16 protein-coding genes are annotated in these 18,969 nt (G+C 72.2%); 13 read left to right on the forward strand and 3 right to left on the reverse strand.

The window, feature by feature from the left end; translation table 11 throughout:
* Positions 1–20 precede the first annotated feature (20 nt).
* The 3 genes from V6R91_RS03065 (at position 21) to V6R91_RS03075 (ending at position 3,242) form a co-directional block, all read left to right on the forward strand.
* Positions 21–1,289 carry a serine hydrolase domain-containing protein gene (locus V6R91_RS03065; protein ID WP_336395029.1) on the forward strand — a complete coding sequence of 423 codons (1,269 nt, stop codon included), beginning with the start codon at positions 21–23 and terminating at the stop codon, positions 1,287–1,289.
* Positions 1,289–2,197 (forward strand): EamA family transporter, encoded by a 909-nt coding sequence (locus V6R91_RS03070; protein WP_336394113.1) that lies wholly within the window; start codon positions 1,289–1,291, stop codon positions 2,195–2,197. The genes V6R91_RS03065 and V6R91_RS03070 overlap by 1 nt, the downstream gene beginning before the upstream one ends.
* 64 nt (positions 2,198–2,261) lie before the next feature.
* Positions 2,262–3,242 carry a Gfo/Idh/MocA family protein gene (locus tag V6R91_RS03075; protein ID WP_336394114.1) on the forward strand — a complete coding sequence of 327 codons (981 nt, stop codon included), beginning with the start codon at positions 2,262–2,264 and terminating at the stop codon, positions 3,240–3,242.
* 34 nt (positions 3,243–3,276) lie between these two features.
* On the opposite strand, the gene V6R91_RS03080 is transcribed toward V6R91_RS03075, so the two are convergent.
* The 3 genes from V6R91_RS03080 to V6R91_RS03090 all read right to left on the reverse strand — a co-directional run bounded on the left by V6R91_RS03080 (position 3,277) and on the right by V6R91_RS03090 (position 7,884).
* Positions 3,277–4,740 carry a glutamate-cysteine ligase family protein gene (locus V6R91_RS03080; RefSeq protein WP_336394115.1) on the reverse strand — a complete coding sequence of 488 codons (1,464 nt, stop codon included), beginning with the start codon at positions 4,738–4,740 and terminating at the stop codon, positions 3,277–3,279.
* A 61-nt stretch (positions 4,741–4,801) separates the two neighbouring features.
* A complete protein-coding gene (locus V6R91_RS03085) occupies positions 4,802–5,908 on the reverse strand; it encodes a substrate-binding domain-containing protein (protein ID WP_336394116.1) in 1,107 nt (368 codons plus the stop codon).
* Positions 5,905–7,884: a heparinase II/III domain-containing protein gene (locus V6R91_RS03090; RefSeq protein WP_336394117.1), complete on the reverse strand. Its 1,980-nt coding sequence runs from the start codon at positions 7,882–7,884 to the stop codon at positions 5,905–5,907. Before V6R91_RS03090 ends, V6R91_RS03085 begins: the two co-directional genes overlap by 4 nt.
* A 194-nt stretch (positions 7,885–8,078) precedes the next feature.
* Between V6R91_RS03090 and V6R91_RS03095 the strand changes: the two genes are divergently transcribed.
* The 10 genes from V6R91_RS03095 to V6R91_RS03140 all read left to right on the forward strand — a co-directional run bounded on the left by V6R91_RS03095 (position 8,079) and on the right by V6R91_RS03140 (position 18,887).
* Entirely contained in the window at positions 8,079–10,136 is a 2,058-nt protein-coding gene (locus tag V6R91_RS03095) for a DUF2264 domain-containing protein (RefSeq protein ID WP_336394118.1), read from the forward strand.
* 49 nt (positions 10,137–10,185) lie between these two features.
* Positions 10,186–11,490: an ABC transporter substrate-binding protein gene (locus tag V6R91_RS03100; protein ID WP_336394119.1), complete on the forward strand. Its 1,305-nt coding sequence runs from the start codon at positions 10,186–10,188 to the stop codon at positions 11,488–11,490.
* Positions 11,491–11,571: 81 nt separating this feature from the next.
* The gene (locus V6R91_RS03105) at positions 11,572–12,504 is read left to right on the forward strand and encodes a carbohydrate ABC transporter permease (protein WP_336394120.1); all 933 of its coding nucleotides are present in this window, start codon (positions 11,572–11,574) and stop codon (positions 12,502–12,504) included.
* Positions 12,504–13,463: a carbohydrate ABC transporter permease gene (locus V6R91_RS03110; protein ID WP_336394121.1), complete on the forward strand. Its 960-nt coding sequence runs from the start codon at positions 12,504–12,506 to the stop codon at positions 13,461–13,463. The genes V6R91_RS03105 and V6R91_RS03110 overlap by 1 nt, the downstream gene beginning before the upstream one ends.
* 4 nt (positions 13,464–13,467) lie before the next feature.
* Complete coding sequence (locus V6R91_RS03115; protein ID WP_336394122.1) at positions 13,468–14,157, forward strand: ferredoxin-NADPH reductase; 690 nt, start codon at positions 13,468–13,470, stop codon at positions 14,155–14,157.
* A 46-nt stretch (positions 14,158–14,203) separates the two neighbouring features.
* Complete coding sequence (locus V6R91_RS03120; RefSeq protein WP_336394123.1) at positions 14,204–15,406, forward strand: glycoside hydrolase family 88 protein; 1,203 nt, start codon at positions 14,204–14,206, stop codon at positions 15,404–15,406.
* Positions 15,403–16,284, forward strand: a complete 882-nt coding sequence (locus tag V6R91_RS03125; protein ID WP_336394124.1) for a fumarylacetoacetate hydrolase family protein — start codon at positions 15,403–15,405, stop codon at positions 16,282–16,284. Before V6R91_RS03120 ends, V6R91_RS03125 begins: the two co-directional genes overlap by 4 nt.
* Positions 16,281–17,045 carry a 2-dehydro-3-deoxy-D-gluconate 5-dehydrogenase KduD gene (gene kduD, locus V6R91_RS03130; protein WP_336394125.1) on the forward strand — a complete coding sequence of 255 codons (765 nt, stop codon included), beginning with the start codon at positions 16,281–16,283 and terminating at the stop codon, positions 17,043–17,045. Before V6R91_RS03125 ends, kduD begins: the two co-directional genes overlap by 4 nt.
* A 42-nt stretch (positions 17,046–17,087) precedes the next feature.
* Positions 17,088–17,939, forward strand: coding sequence for a 5-dehydro-4-deoxy-D-glucuronate isomerase (gene kduI, locus V6R91_RS03135; protein ID WP_336394126.1), 852 nt, complete (start codon positions 17,088–17,090; stop codon positions 17,937–17,939).
* A gap of 30 nt (positions 17,940–17,969) precedes the next feature.
* On the forward strand, positions 17,970–18,887 hold the full coding sequence (locus tag V6R91_RS03140) for a sugar kinase (RefSeq protein WP_336394127.1): 918 nt from the start codon (positions 17,970–17,972) through the stop codon (positions 18,885–18,887).
* Positions 18,888–18,969 lie beyond the last annotated feature (82 nt).

An 18,969-nucleotide genomic window follows, 5' to 3' on the forward strand; every position in this document is an offset into this window, starting at 1 on the left:
ACGATCATCGGGGGGTGAGCATGCGGACCCGCTCCAGAAGTCGCCGCGCCATCGCGGTCATCGGCGGCGCGCTGATGTCAGCCCTCGTGCTGGCCGGCTGCTCGTTCGGCGGCGAGGTCGAGGCCGACGACGCCCCGGTGCAGTCGACCGCCTCCTTCTCGGACGAGACCGTGCAGCAGATGACGGATGCCGTCACCCACGCCATGACGACCACCGGGTCCTCGGGCGCGATCGTGGGCGTCTGGGCGCCCTGGAGCGGGAGCTGGGTCACCGGTGTCGGCGCCCAGCGGCCGGACGGCGGCGGCGAGGTGACGGCCGACCAGGTGTTCCGCGCCGGCAAGGTCACCCGGGCGATGACCTGCGACGTGCTGTACGAGGTCGCCGCGGAGGGCATCGTCAAGCTCGGCGACAGCGTCGCGGACTACGTCTCGGGTGTCCCGGACCTCGCCGACGTCAGCCTCTCCGAGCTCTGCGACGGCACGTCGGGCATCGGCTCGTACGGCACGCAGCTGTATCCGCTGTGGCTGTCCAACCCCGAGCGCAGGTGGGATCCCCGCTATCTCGCGAGCTTCGGCCTCGGCCAGCCCCGCACGACGGAGCCCGGCGTCGCGTACCGCGACTCCGACGCGGGCTATGTGCTGCTGGGCCTCGCCCTGGAGCGCGCCACGGGAGCAACGGCCGCCGACCTGATCGAGCGGTACGTCGCCGGCCCGCTCGCCCTGGAGGCGACCGCGCTGGGCCCGCTGCCCGACTCCGGAGTGCTCCAGGGCGGCCAGGCGGTGAACAACGCCGAGGGTGTGCTGGACTGCGCGGCGCCGGTCGACCTCACCGGCGTCTCGGCGACCACCGGCTTCACCGACGGCGGCGTGGTCACCGACATCGAGGACCTCGGACGGTACGTCCAGGCGCTGGCGACCGGTCGACTGGTCGAGGACGACGACCGCTTCGGCGATCCCGTGCCGGTCGCGCCCGACGCGCCGACGTGGCTCAACGCCGACGGCGGCGCGATCATCGCCGGCTCGCTCGTCGGCCAGTACGGCAAGGTGCCCGGATACCTCACCGCCGCGTTCGCCGACCCGGCCACTGGGCTGACGGTCGCGGTCGTGCTGAACAGCTCCACGGCGTCGGCGGCGATCGGCGAGTACCTCGCGTGGGAGCTCGCGGCCATCGCATCCAAGACCCCCGCCGCCGACGGTGAGACGGCCCCCGACGCGGGTCTGCCCTGGACCCCTGAGCAGTATCACGAGGCGATCGCCGCCGCGGCGGTGTGCGCACCGCCGGCGGCGTAGTGCCGAGCTCCGGCCACTCGGACGCCCCGGCGCGGGCGAGCGGCTCCGGCTCGACGCCGGCGATCCTCCTGGTGGTCGCGGGACTCGCCTGTCAGGAGGTCGGCGCTTCGCTCGCAGTCCTGCTCTTCCCGCAGGTCGGGCCCCTCGGCATGGTCATGCTGCGGCTGGTGTTCTCGGCGGCGATCCTGCTGCTCATCGCCCGTCCGCGGCTCCGCGGGCACTCGCGTCCGGACTGGACGGCGGTCGCGCTCTTCGGCCTCGTGCTGGCGCTGATGAATGCGCTCTTCTACCTCGCGCTCGAGCGGCTGCCGCTCGGAGTCACGGTCACGATCGAGGTGCTCGGGCCCCTCGTTCTCTCTATCGTCGCGAGCCGGAGGGCATCGGCCTGGCTGTGGGCGCTCCTCGCGCTGGCGGGCGTCATCGCGCTCGGCGGGGGCGGATGGGATCGCCTGGATCCGCTCGGCGTGCTGTTCGCGCTCGGCGCCGCGGCGAGCTGGGCGTTCTACATCCTCGCCTCGGCCCGCGTCGGCAGGGCGTTCCCGAGGCTCGACGGGCTGGCGCTCGCGATGGCCGTGGGCGCGATCGTCTCGCTGCCGTTCGGCATCGCGGATGCCGGACCCGCACTGCTGCGGCTCGACCTGGTCGCCCTCGGCGCGGCCGTCGCCGTGCTGTCGTCGACGATCCCGTACGCCTTCGAGCTGATCGCGCTGCGGCGGCTTCCGGCCGCCGTGTTCGCGATCCTGATGAGCCTCGCTCCCGCAACCGCGGCGCTGGCCGGCTTCATATTCCTCGGACAACATATGACGGTGCTCGAGGTGCTCGGCATCGGACTCGTCATCGCCGCGAGCATGGGCGCGGTGCGATCCTCGGCCCGCGCGGCGAAGGAGGCAGCCGAGCCCGTCGCCTGACGGCCCGGACGGCGCGGGAGGACTCCCGAGCGGGCTGCGGCGCGGCGCTGGCTACGATCGGGTCATGGTGAAGACGAGATGGGCAGTGCTCGGCCCCGGCGCGATCAGCAGGGACTTCGTCGTGGGGCTGCGCGCGTCCGAGCGCGGAGTGCTGCACGCGGTGGGCAGCTCGTCGGCGGACAGGGCCGCGGCATTCGCCGCGGAGCACGGCGCGACGGCATCCGGGACGTACGACGAGATCCTCGCCCGCGATGACGTCGACGCGGTCTACGTCGGCACCGTCCACACCACCCACGCCGACCTCGCCGTCCGCGCGCTGGAGGCCGGCAAGGCCGTGCTGTGCGAGAAGCCCGCGAGCCCGACGCTTGACGAGGTGGAGCGGATCCTCGACACCGCGCAACGCGTGCAGCGTCCGTTCCTCGAGGCGTTCAAGACGCGGTTCGGCCCGTTCGCCGAGGCGCTGCGCGAACTCGCCCGTGGTGGCGAACTCGGCGAGCTGCAGCGCGTGCAGGGCGCGTTCGGCTTCGACGCCGGCACCCGCGAGGGACGCCTGTTCGACCCGGCGCTGGCGGGAGGGGCCATCCTCGACGTCGGTTGCTATCCGCTGGCGCTCGCGATCGACCTGGCCGCGGCATCCGGCCGGCCGATCGACCCGGAGTACGGCCGGTTCGAGGCCCGGGTGGTCGGCGGCGTCGACGGCACCGCCTCGGCGGAGCTGCGCTTCGCTGACCTGACGGCCGCGATCGCGACCTCGGTGATCGAGGACCTGTCCGACACCGCCGTGCTCACCTTCGCCGAGGCGGAGGTCGTGCTGCCCAACGCGTGGGGGAGCCGCACCGCGAGCCCCGATGCGCTGCTCATCCGGCGCGACGGCGACGAGCGGGTGGTCGAGCTCCCCGTGGTGCAGCCGATGGCCGCCGAGGCCGACGCGCTCTCGCGGGTCCTCCAGGACGGGCGTCTCGAGGTGCCCGAGATGCCCTGGTCGCACACGCGTGCGGCCGCCCGCGTGCTGACGGACTGGCGCGCGGCCGCGCTCGCCGGCTGAGCGACCCGCCGGGGTTCGCACCCGGGCAACCGGGTCACGCCCAGGTGTGCACGGGCTCGTTGGCGTGCATCGCTTCGCGGTACTCGCGCAGCGTGGCGCGGAGGGCGTCGTACCGCTCCATGCCGGCACGTTCATGCACCCTGTTCACGAACCAGGTGGCCCCGGTGACGCCGGTGATGCAGCGCCCCTCGATGATGCCGAGGAGGCGATCGCGGACGGATGCCTCCACCCCCCACGCCTCGAGACCCTGGTGGGCCAGCGGCAGCAGCCGTCGCAGCACCAGCTCGGTGGCGGGCACCTGCCCGACGCCCGGCCAGTAGAGCTGCGCGTCGATGCCGTCTCGGGCGGCGGTGTGGAAGTTCTCCTCGGCGGTGCTGAACGACAGCTGCGACCACAGCGGCCGGTCGTTCTCGGCGATCGCGCGGACGAGACCGAAGTAGAACGCGGCGTTGGCGACCATGTCGACCACGGTCGGGCCGGCCGCGAGCAGGCGGTTCTCGACGCGCAGGTGCGGCACGCCGGCCGAGATGTCGTAGACCGGGCGGTTCCATCGGTAGATCGTGCCGTTGTGGAGGCGGAGCTCGTCCAGTCCGGGGATGCCGCCGGCGTCGAGCACCGCCATGGGATCCTCGTCGTGCACGATCGGAAGGAGCGGCGGGAAGTACCGCACGTTCTCCTCGAAGAGGTCGAAGACGGACGTGATCCAGCGGTCGCCGAACCAGACCCGCGGCCGCACGCCCTGCGCCTTGAGCTCCTCGCTGCGGGTGTCGGTGGCCTGCTCGAACAGCGGGATCCGCGTCTCGCGCCACAGCTCACGGCCGAGCAGGTACGGGGAGTTCGCTGAGACCGCCAGCTGCACGCCGGCGATCGCCTGCGAGGCGTTCCAGTACGCCGCGAACGACTCCGGCGAGGTCTGCACGTGCAGCTGCATGCTGGTGCACGCCGCCTCCGGGACGATCGAGTCCGCCGTGGCGTCCAGTCGCTCGGGACCCGCGATCGAGATCGAGATGTCCTCGCCGCGGGCGTCGAGGATCTGCTCGCTCAGCAGGCGGTAGCGGGGGTTCGCGCTGATGCTCGCCGGCCGCAGGTGCTCCTCGGCGAGAGTGGGGAGGATGCCGATCATGACGAGGTGCGCGCCCACCGTCGACGATCTCGCCTCGGCGTTGTTGAGGCTGCGGCGCAGGCCCTCCTCGAACGTGCGCAGGCCGTCCAGCCGCAGCCGGGCGGGCGGCACGTTGATCTCGACGTTGAACTGCCCGAGCTCGGTCTGGAACGCGGCATCCGCGATCGCGTCCAGCGCCTCGGCGTTGCGGAGGGCGGGGTCGCCGGCGTCGTCGACGAGGTTGAGCTCGACCTCCAGGCCGGTCATGGGGTCGTCGGTGTCGAAGTGCGCCTCGCGCAGCATGCGCGCGAACACGTCCAGGTTGCGCCGGACCTTCTCGCGGTGACGCGTGCGATCGGCGCGGGTGAACTCCTGTGCCTGGACGTCCTCCCCCATGGCGGCACTCTAGCGACCGCCTCCGCAGGCGGCCAGTGAACCGCCGCGGCGCCGTGGACTGCTACGCGCCCCGCGGCGGCGCCGTCGAGTCGCGCACGTTGAGCGTCGGGTTCAGCACCACGCGGTGCACGGGGCGGGTGGGATCGTCCAGGCGGCGCGCGAGCAGCTCCACGGCCGCGGCTCCGACGGCGGCCCGCGGCGGGCTGACCGCGGTGAGCGCCGGGGTGAAGAGCTCGGCCACCTCGTCGTCGTAGGCGACGATCGAGAGGTCCCCGGGCACGGAGATGCCGCGGTTGAGCGCCAGGTCGACGAAGGCCATCGCCTCGGGGTCGGAGTGCACGAGGATCGCCGTGACCGAGTTCGACAGCGCGGCGTCCAGCGTCGCGTCGACCACCGCGGAGAAGTCCGGGCTGGTGCGCGGCGGGAGGCTGGTCTCGAAGTGGTCCGAGGGCGTCAGCCCCAGCTCGAGGCAGGCCGCCTGCCACCCGGCCGCGATCTTGCGCGACGTGGGGGAGTCCCGCGCGATGATGAGCCCCACCTTGCGGTGCCCCAGCGCGGCGAGGTGGCGCGCGGCCAGCACGGCGCCCAGCGCGTGGTCGGTCGTGACGTTCTCGACCGGGCTGCGGTCGGGCAGCAGCACCGCGTCGCGCTCGACGAGCACGTTCGGCACGCCGCAGCCGGCGAGCCACTGCACGACGTCCTGCGCGTGGGGGGTGTCGGTGTTGGGGGCGACGACGAGCCCACGCACCCCCTCGGTGTGGACGAGGCGCTCGAGCACCGGACGCTCGTCCTGCAGCTCGTACGACGCGCCGCGCAGCACGACCCGGAAGCCGTGGCGCGTCGCCTCGGTCTCGGCGCCGCGCACGACGCTGGGCCAGTAGAAGCTCAGCGACGGCACGAGCATCGCGATGGAACCCGTGCGCGAGGGGGCGGCCGAGGGGGCGGCATCCGCGTCGTCGAAGCCGCCGGCCGACGGAACCGCACCGCCGTGCACGCGGACGAGCAGGCCCTCGCGCTCCATCTGGGCCAGGTCCCGGCGCAGCGTCACCGGCGCGACGCCGAGATCGTCCATCAGCTGCGCGACCCGCACGGCGCCGTCGCGCTCGAGCATCGCCAGCACGTGGGCGCGCCGCTCGGCGGCCAGCAGCGCCGGTGTCTGGTCGGTCATCGCGTGTCCTCCGCGTTCGTCAGGTCCAGTTCTACCGTGACCGCGATGCCATCATGCGTCGTCACGTCGAGATCGAGGCGGGTCAGTGCCGCGCCCCACACGTCCGCGAGCATCGGGTCGTCGAGGGCCCGCACGACGAGGTCGGCCTCGATCCCCTCGGGCCACGAGATGCGCAGCGGCGTCGCTGGGTCGAGGGGGGTGACGATGACGGATGCCGCCTCCCGGCGCACCTCGCCGGCCAGCAGCATCCGCACCGAGGTCCGCGGGCTCCCGGACTCGTGCGCGGGGGCAGGCGTCCAGCGGTCCTCGACGACGACGCGCCGCGACGATCGCTCGAGCCGCACCGTCCGCCGCCACGGGCCCGTCGCGCCGGCGTAGGCGCCCGACAGCTCGAGCGAGAGCGACGACGCGTCCTCGTCGGCCGACGCCGCCACGGCAGCCGCCGCGAACCGCGCACCGGGGCTCTGCTCGTGCCCGGCGATCACGGGCACGTTGTGCCAGCCGCTCTGCATGGTCCAGATGTCGTAGCGACCCTCGCCGAAGGTCTGCAGGGTGTACGTGGGCCGGCCGGCGTCGACGATGACGGGGACGCCGTCGGAGGCGACCACGAACGACCCGACGTCGTTGTGGTTGTGGTGCTCGCCGTTGTGGCCGCCCTTGACCGCGACCGTCAGGCCCCGCGCCGTGCCGCCATGCTCACGGGCGAGCATCACCTCGGTGGAGGGGAGCCACACGTCGCGGGGGAGCGGCGACGCCGCGCGGTCGGCGCCCACCCACTCCGGGTCGGTGATGCCCCGCAGCAGGCGTCCGAAGCCCTCGTGCTCGGTCGCGGCGGGCATACCGGCGATGCGGTGCGAGGCGGCGTGGGCCGCGGCATCCGCGTCTCCGGCGCTGCGTGCCGCGCGATGCAGGGCGTGCCACGGCTGTGCGGCCGGCGGACGGGCCTGGCCGTCCGCGACGTTGAGGTACCAGTCGCCGCCGAGATGCATGCGGTGCGGGAAGGCGACGGTCTCGCGCAGCGCCGGGATGCCCGAGGCGTCGAGCACGCCGCCGGTGGCGTGGCGCACGATGTCGAGCGCCTCGAGGGCGCGGCAGGCGCCGTTCCACCAGTAGGCGTAGCCCTCGTCGATGGCGCCGTCGGCGGGGAGCGCCGAGACGTACCGGTCGATGCCCTCGATCGCGAGGCCGACGATGCGTGCGCGCTCGTCGGCCTCGGCCGGGTCGTCGAGCAGCCGGAGGGCCGCGGTCAGGACGTTGCCGTGGATCCACGGGTTCCAGTTGTGGACGTCGCCGTCCAGGCCGATCCAGTGCCAGTCGCGGCGAAGGGTGAACGGCTCGAACACCCGCACGCGGGCTTCGCGGCGGATGCGGGAGCGGATGCCGGGGTACCGGGCTTCGAGCCGTTCTCCGAGGAGGTGGTCGATCCAGGTCAGAAGCGCGACGGCTTCGCCTGCGCCGAGGTCGAGGTACGGGGACTCCACCGTAGGCAGCACCGATCCGCGCTCGCGGAAGGCGTCGTCGTGGGCCGGCCAGCACCACGAGCTCTGCTCGCAGATGAGCCACACGCCGTCGAGGACCTCGGCGAGCCATCCGGGACCGAGGACGGGGTCGTCGGCGTGGTGCGCGGCGGCGATCGCGGCGCGGGCGACTCGGCGCTGGCGCTCGAAGACGATGCGCTCCCATCCCTCGCGGTCGCCGTCGTCATGGAGCCGGGCGGCGTCGGTGGCGAGCGGCACCGGCCACGGCGCGGTGCGGTCCGCCGCGGCGCGTTCGAGCACGTCGGCGACGCCCGAGGGGTCGGCGCTGCCGCGTGCCCCCCACACGCCCCGGTCTTCCGAGGACGCGACGGGGAGCGCCCGTCCGGGTGCGACGAGGAGACCCGCCAGCACTGCGGCGAAGCCGGCCGAGCCGGCGCCCGCCTGCCGGTGGTAGGCGTCAGCCAGCACTCCCTCGAAGGGCACGGTCGCCGTGGCCAAGGGTCCTCCTCGTTGATTTCCAGCCGGGGAACGACGCCATCGGCGGCGCCGGCGATCGCTTTAAACGATCAGAAACGATCATAACAAGTCGAAACCAGTCTTGCAATGAACGAAAACGGTTGATACGCTCCCGAACGTTCGCTTTCCGCTGGCCCGAACCAGCGGCGAGAAGACGGCATCGAGGGAGATCCCGAGTGACAGTCCAGCAGCACGAGACAGCGCGCCGCACCGCACCGCTCGCCGGCGCGCGCGTCGACTGGACCCGCGACGAGTGGCTCGCCTACGCCGACCGCCTGCTCGACACCGCCCGCTCGTTCGCGTCGCCCGGCGCCGGGCGCATCCACTTCCCGGGCGCCGAGGGCGGCTACGGGCACGCCGTCGACGGGCTCGAGGGCTTCGCGCGCACCTTCCTGCTCGCCGGCTTCCGCATCGCCGGCGCCCGCGGCGAGGGCACCGAGGAGCTCGCCGAGTTCTACCGCCGCGGCATCGTGACGGGCGTTGACCCGCAGGCCGAGGACCGCTGGGTGCGTCTGGAGGAGCACGCCCAGGCGAAGGTCGAGGCGGCGTCCCTGGCGCTGGTGCTCGACATGACCCGCCCGTGGATCTGGGACCGCCTGGACGAGCTGACGCAGCAGCGCGTCATCGACTACCTTTCTCCGGTCGTCGGCGATGCGGGCTACCCGAAGACGAACTGGCTCTGGTTCCGCGTCGTGGTGCAGACGTTCCTGCGCTCCGTCGGCGGGCCCTGGTCGGCCGACGACATCGCCGACGATCTCGCCCTGCATGACGCGCTCCTGCGCGAGGACGGCTGGATCTCGGACGGGTTCGAGCGCTCGTACGACCACTACGTCGGCTGGGCCCTCCACACCTACCCGGTGCTGTGGTCGCGCATGCAGGGCGCAGACACGCTCGCCGCCGGCCGCACCGCCGCCGACATCGCGCGGCTCGACCGCTTCCTCCAGGACGCCGTGTGCCTGGTCGGCGCCGACGGCTCACCGCTCGTGCAGGGCCGCAGCCTCATCTACCGCTTCGCGGCCGCCGCGCCGTTCTGGGTCGGCGCGCTCGCCGAGGTCCCCTCCGTGCCGCTCGGGCAGCTGCGCCGCGCGGCGAACGCCGTGGTCGCTCACTTCCATGACGCCGGCGTCCCGGCGCAGGGCGGCGTCCTCACCATGGGCTGGCACCACGAGTGGCGCCAGCTCGCGCAGTCCTACTCGGGTCCCGGCTCCCCGTACTGGGCCGTGAAGGGACTCCTCGGCATCGCGCTTCCCGCCGACCACCCGGTGTGGGCGGCCGAGACCGAGCCGCTGCCCATCGAGTCGGGCGACGAGCTGCGCACCGTGCGGCCGGCAGGCTGGGTCGTCTCGGGCACGCGGGCCGACGGCATCGTACGCATCGTGAACCACGGCACCGACCACGCCGCCGAGGGCACCCTCGTCGGCGACTCGCCCCTCTACGCCCGCATCGGCTACTCGACCGCCGCCGGTCCGCTCGCGGACGAGCGGGCGTGGGAGGAGCCTCTCGAGCAGTCCGTCGCCCTCGTCGACGCGGCCGGACGCGCCACCCACCGATCCGCCATGGAGCTCATCGACGTCCGCGTCCAGGACGACGAGGGGGGCCGGATCGGCATCGCCGCCTCCGTCTCGCGCGCCCACTGGATCGCGCCGCGCCCCTCCGCCCACCGTCACGGCTCGGGCATCGACGGCGAGATCGAGGTCGCGGGCACCGTCGAGGTGCACTCGCTCGTGCGCGGTCCGTGGGAGGTGCGCCTCGCCCGTGTCGACGCGCTCGAGGCCGGCGTGACCGCCGCGTCGCTCCGCCTGCGCGTGGGCGGCTGGGCCGTCGCGGCCGAGTCGGTCGAGCAGGAGACGACGGATGCCGCAGCCTCGGTCGTGGCGAACACGCCGCGCGTACCGGCCCCTGGCTCGGGCCCGCGGGCATCGGCTCCTGCCGCACGGCTGCGCAGCAGCATCCGTCCCCTGCTCGGTGAAGGGGAGACGGCGATCGAGATCCGCCACGACGCCAGTCCGCTCGGACCCGTCGCCGGCGTGCCGGTCGTGTCGTACCCGGTCGAGGCGGGGCAGTGGGTCGCGACGCTCGTCGAGCTCACCACCGCAGATCTCGCGTCGCCCGCCGGCGCGGCCGCCGTCGCCGTCGACGCGCACGGCTCCCAGACCACCGTCACGGTCAGCTGGCCGGACGGGACCGCGACCACGAGTCGCCTCGCACACCCCGGATCCCCCGCGAACCGGTAACCCGACGGGCCCGAGGGCGGGTCCGCAATCACAAAGGAGTACCCCCAGAATGAAGCGCTCATACGCTGCCGCGGCCGGCATCGCCGTGGTCGCAACGCTCGCTCTCGCCGGCTGCGGTGGCGGCGGCGACGAGGCCGCCGCGCCCGAGGAATCGGGCCCGGTCACCCTCTCGCTCTCGGGCTGGAGCCTCGACACGACGCCGGAGTTCCAGGCGCTCGCCGATGCGTTCCACGAGGAGAACCCCGACATCACCGTCGAGGTCAAGGGCTACGACGCGGCCGAGTACAACACGCTGCTCACCGCCGACCTCGCCGCCGGCGCGGGCCCCGACATCATCACGCAGAAGGAGGTCAAGTTCGTCCCGACGTTCGTCGAGGGCGGCCAGCTCCTCGACGTGTCGGACGTCGAGCTGCCCGACGGCATCAGCGGCGCGGCCTCGTACGAGGTCGACGGCACCGCCTACGCCGTGCCCTACCGCAACGACTCGTGGGTGCTGTACTACAACAAGGCGCTGTTCGACGAGGCGGGCGTCGAGTACCCCGACGGATCGTGGACGTGGGACGACTACGCCGACGCCGCCGCCGAGCTGAACAGCGGCCTCGCCGGTGCCGGCAGCGCCGCCAAGGCCGCCTACCTGCACAACTGGCAGTCGACCGTCCAGGGCTTCGCGAACGCGCAGTCCGACGGTGACATCCTCGAGGGCGACTACGGCTACATGGCGCCCTTCTACGAGAACGTCCTCGCGCTGCAGGACGCCGGCGACCAGGTCGACTTCAACACCGCGAAGGCGAACCAGCTCACCTACCAGGGCGAGTTCGGCAAGCAGAACGCCGCGATGCTGCCCATGGGCACCTGGTTCGTGGCCACACTCATCGCCCAGCAGGCCTCGGGCGACGCGGACGACTTCGAGTGGGGCATCGCGCCTATCCCGCAGGCCGACTCCGAGACCGCGGGCCTGGACAACACCCCGGTGACCTTCGGCGACCCGACCGGCTTCGGCATCAACGCCGCGATCGACGAGGGCAAGGTCGCCGCCGCGAAGAAGTTCCTCGCGTTCGCCGCCGGTGAGGAAGGCGCTCAGATCCTCGCCGAGATCGGCATCACGCCGGCGCTGCTGACCGACGCGGTCGTCGAGACGTACTTCTCGGTCGACGGCGCCCCCACCGACGACCTGTCGGCCTTCGCCTACTCGACCCACGAGGTGCACCCCGAGAACCCGACGTCGAACAAGGCTGCGGCGATCCAGGGCATCCTCGGCGACATGCACACCGCGATCATGTCGGGCTCGGCATCGGTGTCGGACGCGATCGCCGAGGCGGAGGACCGCGTCGCCAACGAGGTCGGCCTCGACTGATCCTCTCGGTGACCGGCCCGCGCTGCGGGCGGGCCGGTCACCATCCCCCCGCTTCACCCATCCATCCCCTGGAGGTCCGCCATGGCGACCATCACCGCCACCGAGGCCGGCACCGCGCCGCCGCCCGTGCGCCGACGGCGCTCGAAGCTGCGGCTGCGCAACACCCTCATCGGATGGAGCTTCATCCTTCCGAACTTCCTCGGCTTCGGTCTGCTCACGCTCATCCCGATCGTCGTGCTCTTCTACATGTCGTTCACGAACTGGAACGTCTTCGGCACGGCGAACTGGGTGGGCCTGGACAACTTCGAGCGGCTGCTGGGCGACGGCAGCTTCCGCATCTCGGTCCTCAACACCCTGTACTACTCCGCGCTGCACATCCCGCTGACGATCGCCGTCTCGCTGGGTCTGGCGCTGCTGCTGAACAACAAGCTCCGCGGCGTCGCGTTCTTCCGCACCGCCGCCTTCTTCCCCTACATCACCTCGATCGTCGCGATCGCCGTGGTGTGGAACCTGCTCTTCAGCCCCGAGTACGGCCCGATCAACGAGTTCCTCCGGTTCGTCGGCATCCAGAACCCGCCCGGGTGGCTCACCTCGCCCGAGTGGGCGATGCCGGCCGTGGTGATCGTCGGCACGTGGCGCGACATGGGCTACTACATGATCCTGTTCCTCGCGGGCCTGCAGACGGTGCCCCGTGAGCTGCACGAAGCCGCCCGCGTCGACGGGGCGAGTGTCTGGCAGCGGTTCGTCAACGTGACGCTGCCGTGCCTGCGCCCCACCATGTTCTTCGTCACCGTGATGCTGACGATCAACTCGTTCAAGATCTTCGACCTGATCCTCGTCATGACCGACGGCGGCCCGGGTCAGTCCACCCTCGTGATGTCGCAGTTCATCTACCGCAAGGGCTTCGAAGAGAGCCAGTTCGGGTACGCCTCGGCGGCCGCGGTGGCGCTGTTCTTCATGTGCATCATCGTCACGATCGTGCAGTTCCTCTGGAACAAGAAGCGGAGCAGCTGATGGCCGAGCAGATCGAGAAGGACGCCGAGCTCCTGGTCGCCGACTACACGGCGCCGTCCGAGGCGCGCCGCGGCCTGCGCAAGCTCGCCGAGGAGCCGCCCGTGCAGGCGCCGACGTCCCGCGAGAAGATGACGCCCGGACGGCGCGCCGCGCGGATCGCCATGTACGTCGCACTGGTCGTCTTCGCGATCGGGCTGCTGACGCCGTTCGCGTGGATGGTGCTGAGCTCGTTCAAATCGGCCAACGAGGTCTTCTCGGTGCCGGTGAAGTGGCTCCCCGAGACCTTCGTGTGGCAGAACTATCTCGACATCTGGACCGAGTCGAACATGCTCGTCTGGATCCGCAACACGCTGTTCCTCGCGGTGGTCGTCACGTTCCTGCAGGTGCTCACCGGATCGTTCGCCGCGTACGGCTTCGCGCGCATGAGGTTCCGCGGCCGCGACGTGCTGTTCCTGCTGTACGTCGGCACCATCGCCGTGCCGTGGCAGTCGTACATGATCCCGCAGTTCATCCTGCTGTCGAATTTCAAGGTGTCCAACACGCTGTGGGCGATCATCCTGCTGCAGGCGTTCGGCGCGTTCGGCGTGTTCCTGATGAAGCAGTTCTACGAGACCATCCCCGAGGAGCTCTCCGAGGCGGCGCGCATCGACGGACTCAGCGAATACGCGATCTGGCGCAAGATCATGCTGCCGCTGTCGATCCCGGCCCTGGCCTCGCTGACGCTGCTCACCTTCGTCAACACGTGGAACGACTACCTCGGGCCGCTCATCTACCTGCGCAACCCCGACCTGTGGACGATCCAGCTGGGCCTGAAGAGCTTCGTCTCCAACCTCTACGACACCAACTACGCGCTGCTGTTCGCGGGGCTGACGATCTCGGTCATCCCGATCGCGATCATCTTCCTGCTCGGCCAGAAGTACTTCGTCGAGGGCATCGCGACGAGCGGGCTGAAGGGCTGAGCGCATGAAGAAGCTCAACGGCCTGGTGTCGCACGAGATGTGGGCGTCCCTCATCGGGATCATCTACCTCGCGCTCGTGGTCAACCTGCTGCTGGTGATCGCGTGCCTGCCGCTGGTCGCGGTGCTCGCCACCACCGATCCGCTGCACTCCTGGCCGCTGGTGGCCGCCGCGGCGCCGCTCGCGGCACCGGGCGTGGCCGCGGCGTTCCGGGCCTTCCGCGAGCACGGCGCAGGTGGGCTCGGCCCGATCCGCGCGTTCGCCGCCGGGCTGCGCGACACGTGGCGCCGGGCGCTCCTGATCGGTGCGGCGGTCACCGCGGCGGTCGTGGTGCTCCTCGTGGATGTGCGGATGCTGTCGAACACGGCGGTCGCGGTGGTCACGGTGCCGCTGCTGGCGGTGCTCGTGCTCGTGGCGGTCGCGGTGGGGCTGGTGGCGCTGGTCGCGCTCGCCGAGGCGCCGGCCGCCCGGATGCGGGACGTGCTGCGCGCGAGTCTCTACCTGAGCCTCAAGCGCTGGTACCTCACCGCCGCGTCACTGCTCGCACTCGTGGCGCAGGCCGCCGTGTTCGCCACCGCGCCCGCGCTCGGCCTCGGGCTCACCGCCTCCGCCGCCCTGTACTTCGCGTGGACCAACTCCCGCTTCACGCTCCGCCCCGTGCTCGACCTCGACGAGAAGGCGGCCGCGCAAGCCTGAGCCCGCGGCATCCGTTCTCCGTTCCCCTGCTTCGAAGGATTCCTCCATGACGTCCACCTCGCCCGTCTCGGGCACCACCGCCACGCCCGCCGACTCGCCGGTGGCCGTCGCCGGCGCGATCGACGCCGCCCTGTCGACGGTCCGGCGCAACATCGCGACCTTCGGCGGCGCGTACCCCGGCGACACGACGGTGGACGACCGCTACGAGCTGCGCCCGGCCGAGGGATCCATCCCCCGCGGCGGCAACCGCGGCTGGACCACCAGCTTCCGCACCGGCATGCTGTGGCTCGGGTGGGAGCTGAGCGGCGATGAGGCGTTCCGCGAGGCCGCACTGGTCGACGTCGCCGACTTCGCGCGCCGCGTCCGCGCCGAGGAGGACCTCGACACCCACGACCTGGGCTTCCTGTACACGCTGTCGACGGTCGCCGCGTGGCGGCTCGTCGGCGATCCGGCCGCCCGCGACGCGTCGCTGCTGGCCGCCGACCACCTGATGCGCCGGTTCCTGGAGCCCGCGGGCATCATCCAGGCGTGGGGCGACCTCTCCGACCCGGCGCAGCGCGGCCGCACGATCATCGACAGCCTCATGAACATGCCGCTGCTGACCTGGGCACACGAGCAGACCGGCCAGGAGCGCTTCGCCGACGCCGTCGCACGCCACACCGCGCAGCTGCGCGACCACATCCTGCGCGAGGACGACTCGACCTTCCACACGTTCTACTGGGATGCCGCCACCGGCGAGCCGCTCCGCGGCGCCACCGAGCAGGGCGCGTTCGACGAGTCGTGCTGGGCGCGTGGCCAGGCGTGGGGCATCTACGGCTTCGCGATGAACTATGCCGTGACCGGCGACGAGCGCCTGCTCGAGGCATCCCGCCGCTGCACGGAGTACTTCCTGCGGCACCTCCCCGCCGACCAGGTGCCCTTCTGGGACCTCGTGTACACCGACGGCAGCGACGCGCCGCGCGACAGCTCGGCCGCCGCCATCGCGGTGTGCGGACTGCTCGAGCTGGCGAAGGTGGAGACGGATGCCGCGCGCGCGGCCGAGTGGACGACGCGTGCCCACGCGATCCTGGCGTCGCTCGTCGAGAACTACGCCCCGGCCGCTCCCGGGGACTCGGACGCTCTCCTCCTGCACTCGGTCTACGACCTGCCGAAGGACAACGGCGTCGACGAGGGCACCCTCTGGGGCGATTACTTCTACCTCGAGGCCCTCATGCGGGTCGCGCGCCCCGAGTGGAGGAAGTACTGGTGAGGCTCGTCAGGTACACAGGCGTCGACGGGGGACCGCGGCCCGGTGCGGTCGTCGCGGGCGCCGAGGGCGAACGGCTGCTGGACCTCGGCGACCTCGCCGGCTCGGTCGAGGACCTGCTGACGGATGCCGCGGCGCTGGCCGCCGCGCGTCAGAGGGCGGCCGCCGCCGACGCCTCGCTCCTGCCGCCGTTCGACCCCGCGGCGCTGCTCGCACCGGTGACGCCGGGGAAGATCCTGTGCCTCGGCTACAACTACCGCGGTCACGTGCCGGACGGCATCGATCCGACCGCGAACGACCCCGAACATCCCGACGTGTTCGTGAAGACCCCGAACACGCTGGCGGGACCGAACGAGCCGGTCGTGATCCCGCCGGGTGCGACCGACGTCGACTACGAGGGCGAGGTGGCGGTCGTCATCGGCCGCCGCGCGCAGCGGGTGTCGCTGGAGGACGCGCTCGACCACGTCGGCGGGTACACGATCCTCGACGATGTGTCGGACCGCGCGTGGCAGCGGCGGCAGAGCCAGTGGGCGCTGGGCAAGTGCTCGGACGGCTTCGCACCCCTCGGCCCCTGGGTCGTGACGCCCGACGAGGTGCCCGACCCGCAGGGCCTCCTCGTCGAGGTCGTGCGCGACGGCGTCGTCACGGTGTCGCAGTCGACGTCGACCACGATCTTCAGCGTGGCGTTCGTCATCCATCACCTCAGCCAGGTGCTGACCCTCGAGGCCGGCGACATCGTCTCGACCGGAACCCCGCAGAAGCTGCCCGCCGCCCAGGACGCGCACCGCCCGCTCGCCGACGGCGACGCGGTCACCGTGCGGATCTCGGGCATCGGCGAGCTCACCACCCGATTCGTCGCCCACCAGGAGGCCGCCGCATGATCCTCGATTCGTTCCGCCTCGACGGCAAGGTCGCGCTCGTCACCGGGTCGAGCCGGGGGCTCGGTCAGGGTGCCGCGGTCGCGCTCGCCGAGGCCGGTGCCGACGTCGCGCTCCTCGACCGCGGCGACGCCTCGGCCACCGCGGACCTCATCGCCGCGACCGGCCGCCGCGTCCACCGGGTGCAGCGCGACCTCGTCTCGGCCACTCCCGACGAGCTCGCGTCCGCGGTCGACGAGGTGATCGCCGAGCTCGGCGGCCTCGACATCCTCGTGAACAACGCCGGCACGATCCGCCGCGCGCCCGCCGTCGACTACCCGCTCGGCGACTGGGACGACGTGCTCGCGATCAACCTCGACGCCGTGTTCCACCTGTCGCAGTCCGCGGGCCGCCACATGCTGGCTCAGGGGAGCGGGCGCATCATCAACGTCGCGTCCATGCTGTCGTTCCAGGGCGGCATTCTCGTTCCGGCATACACCGCGTCCAAGCACGCGGTGGCCGGGCTGACGAAGGCGCTGGCGAACGAGTGGGCCGCCGCCGGCGTCACCGTCAACGCCGTCGCCCCCGGCTACATGGCGACCGACAACACCGCGCCGCTGCGCGCCGACGAGGACCGCGCCGCGTCGATCCTGTCGCGCATCCCGGCGGGGCGCTGGGGCGAGGCATCCGATCTGCAGGGCGTGTTCGTCTTCCTCGCCTCGGACGCCGCCGCCTACGTGACCGGCGCCGTCATCCCCGTCGACGGCGGCTGGCTCGTCCGCTGACCTCACGCCCCACAGGCCTTCACGCACACCAGGAGAGAAATCGTGACCGAGACGCACATCCCGCAGCGCTACGCGACCAACCCCGCACAGATCCCGGGCATGACCACCCAGGACCTGCGCGACACCTACCTCATCCCCGACGTGTTCGTGCCCGGCGAGATCCGCCTGACGTACACGCACCACGACCGCATCGTGCTGGGCGGCGCCGTGCCCGCCGGCGGTGTGCTCGAGCTCGGCGGCTACCCCGAGATCCGCAGCGACTACTTCCTCGAGCACCGCGAGGTCGGCATCATCAACGTCGGGGGCACCGGCACGGTCACCGCCGACGGCGAGGTCTACACGCTCGTCAAGGGCGCGTGCCTGTACCTCGGCCGCGGCATCCGCTCGATCTCGTTCGCCGACGTGGACGGGTCCGGTGACAAGGGCGCGCAGTTCTACCTGTTCTCGGCACCGGCGCACACCGCCTACCCGGCCGCGCTGGTCTCGCCCGGCGAGGGCACCGTGCGCGAGCTCGGCGACCAGCTCACCTCGAACCGCCGCACGCTCAACCAGTACATCCACGAGAACGGCGTCAAGAGCTGCCAGATCGTCATGGGCGTCACCGAGCTGCACCCGGGCTCCATGTGGAACACCATGCCCGCCCACACGCACGACCGTCGCACCGAGTGCTACCTGTACTTCGACCTGCCCGAGGACGCCCGCGTCATCCACCTGATGGGCCAGCGCGAAGAGACGCGTCACCTCGTCGTCGCTGACCGCCAGGCCGTCATCTCGCCGTCGTGGTCGCTGCACTCGGGGGTCGGCACGTCGTCGTACACGTTCGTCTGGGCGATGGCGGGCGAGAACCAGGCCTTCGACGACATGGATGCCGCGCCCGTCACCGACCTGCGCTGACGGATGCCGCAGCCTGACTACGCTGGGGCGATGCCCCTGACGCTGCTCGCGATCGGCGAGACGATGGCGATGGTCACGCCGGTCGTCGCGACGCCCGTGTCGGACGCGGACGCCTTCCTCCTCGACGCGGGGGGCGCGGAGTCCAACGTCGCCGCCCACGTGGCCGCGCTCGGCCACAGCGCGGTCTGGTTCAGCCGCCTCGGCGACGACGCGCTCGGCCACCGCATCGCGCGGCAGCTCACCGCCCGCGGTGTCGACGTGTCGCGGGTCGTGTTCGACGGTGCGCACCCCACCGGGCTGTACGTGAAGGACCCCGGCAACGGCGTCCTCTACTACCGCCGGGGCTCCGCGGCCGCCCACCTGAGCGACGCCGATGCCGACGACGTGTCGTTCGACGGCGTCGACCTGCTGCACGTGTCGGGCATCACGGCCGCGATCTCGGCATCCGCGTCGTCCTTCCTCGCCCGCGTCATGGCGCGCGCCCGGGAGCACGGCGTGCCGGTGTCGTTCGACGTCAACCACCGCGCGCCGCTGTGGGATGCCGCCACCGCCGCCCCGGTGCTGCTCGAGCTGGCCCGCGGCGCCGACATCGTGCTCGTCGGCCGCGACGAGGCCGAGACCCTGTGGGGCACCGCCACCGCCGCCGAGGTGCGGGCGCTGCTGCCGGCGGTAGCCGAGCTCATCGTCAAGGACGGCGACGTCGGCGCGACGGCGTTCGTCGGCGCCGACGAGGTGTTCGAGCCCGCCCTGGTCGTCGAGGTCGTCGAGCCGGTCGGCGCCGGCGACGCGTTCGCCGGCGGATACCTCGCCGGGCGCCTCTCCGGCGCGCCCGTGCCCGCCCGGCTGCGCGCCGGCCACGAGCGCGCCGCGCGCACCCTCCAGACCACCACCGACTCGATCGACGAGCCGGCCGCGCGGGTGCCGCTGCCCGGCGGCCCGACCGCATGACGGGTTTGGGGCGCGTCCCGCGCGTTCGGGGCGCGCGCCGTCCGCCCCGAACGCGCGCCGTGCGCCCCGAACCCGAGATGAT

It is taken from the genome of Microbacterium sp. CCNWLW41 (assembly GCF_037083505.1).

What these genes read in the sequence shown, in the direction of transcription:
- V6R91_RS03065 (WP_336395029.1), top strand. Translation starts at nt 21, where the DNA reads ATGCGGACCCGCTCCAGAAGTCGCCGCGCCATCGCGGTCATCGGCGGC.
- V6R91_RS03075 (WP_336394114.1), top strand. Translation starts at nt 2,262, where the DNA reads ATGGTGAAGACGAGATGGGCAGTGCTCGGCCCCGGCGCGATCAGCAGG.
- V6R91_RS03080 (WP_336394115.1), bottom strand. Translation starts at nt 4,740, where the DNA reads ATGGGGGAGGACGTCCAGGCACAGGAGTTCACCCGCGCCGATCGCACG.
- V6R91_RS03085 (WP_336394116.1), bottom strand. Translation starts at nt 5,908, where the DNA reads ATGACCGACCAGACACCGGCGCTGCTGGCCGCCGAGCGGCGCGCCCAC.
- V6R91_RS03100 (WP_336394119.1), top strand. Translation starts at nt 10,186, where the DNA reads ATGAAGCGCTCATACGCTGCCGCGGCCGGCATCGCCGTGGTCGCAACG.
- V6R91_RS03105 (WP_336394120.1), top strand. Translation starts at nt 11,572, where the DNA reads ATGGCGACCATCACCGCCACCGAGGCCGGCACCGCGCCGCCGCCCGTG.
- V6R91_RS03110 (WP_336394121.1), top strand. Translation starts at nt 12,504, where the DNA reads ATGGCCGAGCAGATCGAGAAGGACGCCGAGCTCCTGGTCGCCGACTAC.
- V6R91_RS03115 (WP_336394122.1), top strand. Translation starts at nt 13,468, where the DNA reads ATGAAGAAGCTCAACGGCCTGGTGTCGCACGAGATGTGGGCGTCCCTC.
- V6R91_RS03120 (WP_336394123.1), top strand. Translation starts at nt 14,204, where the DNA reads ATGACGTCCACCTCGCCCGTCTCGGGCACCACCGCCACGCCCGCCGAC.
- kduD (WP_336394125.1), top strand. Translation starts at nt 16,281, where the DNA reads ATGATCCTCGATTCGTTCCGCCTCGACGGCAAGGTCGCGCTCGTCACC.
- V6R91_RS03140 (WP_336394127.1), top strand. Translation starts at nt 17,970, where the DNA reads ATGCCCCTGACGCTGCTCGCGATCGGCGAGACGATGGCGATGGTCACG.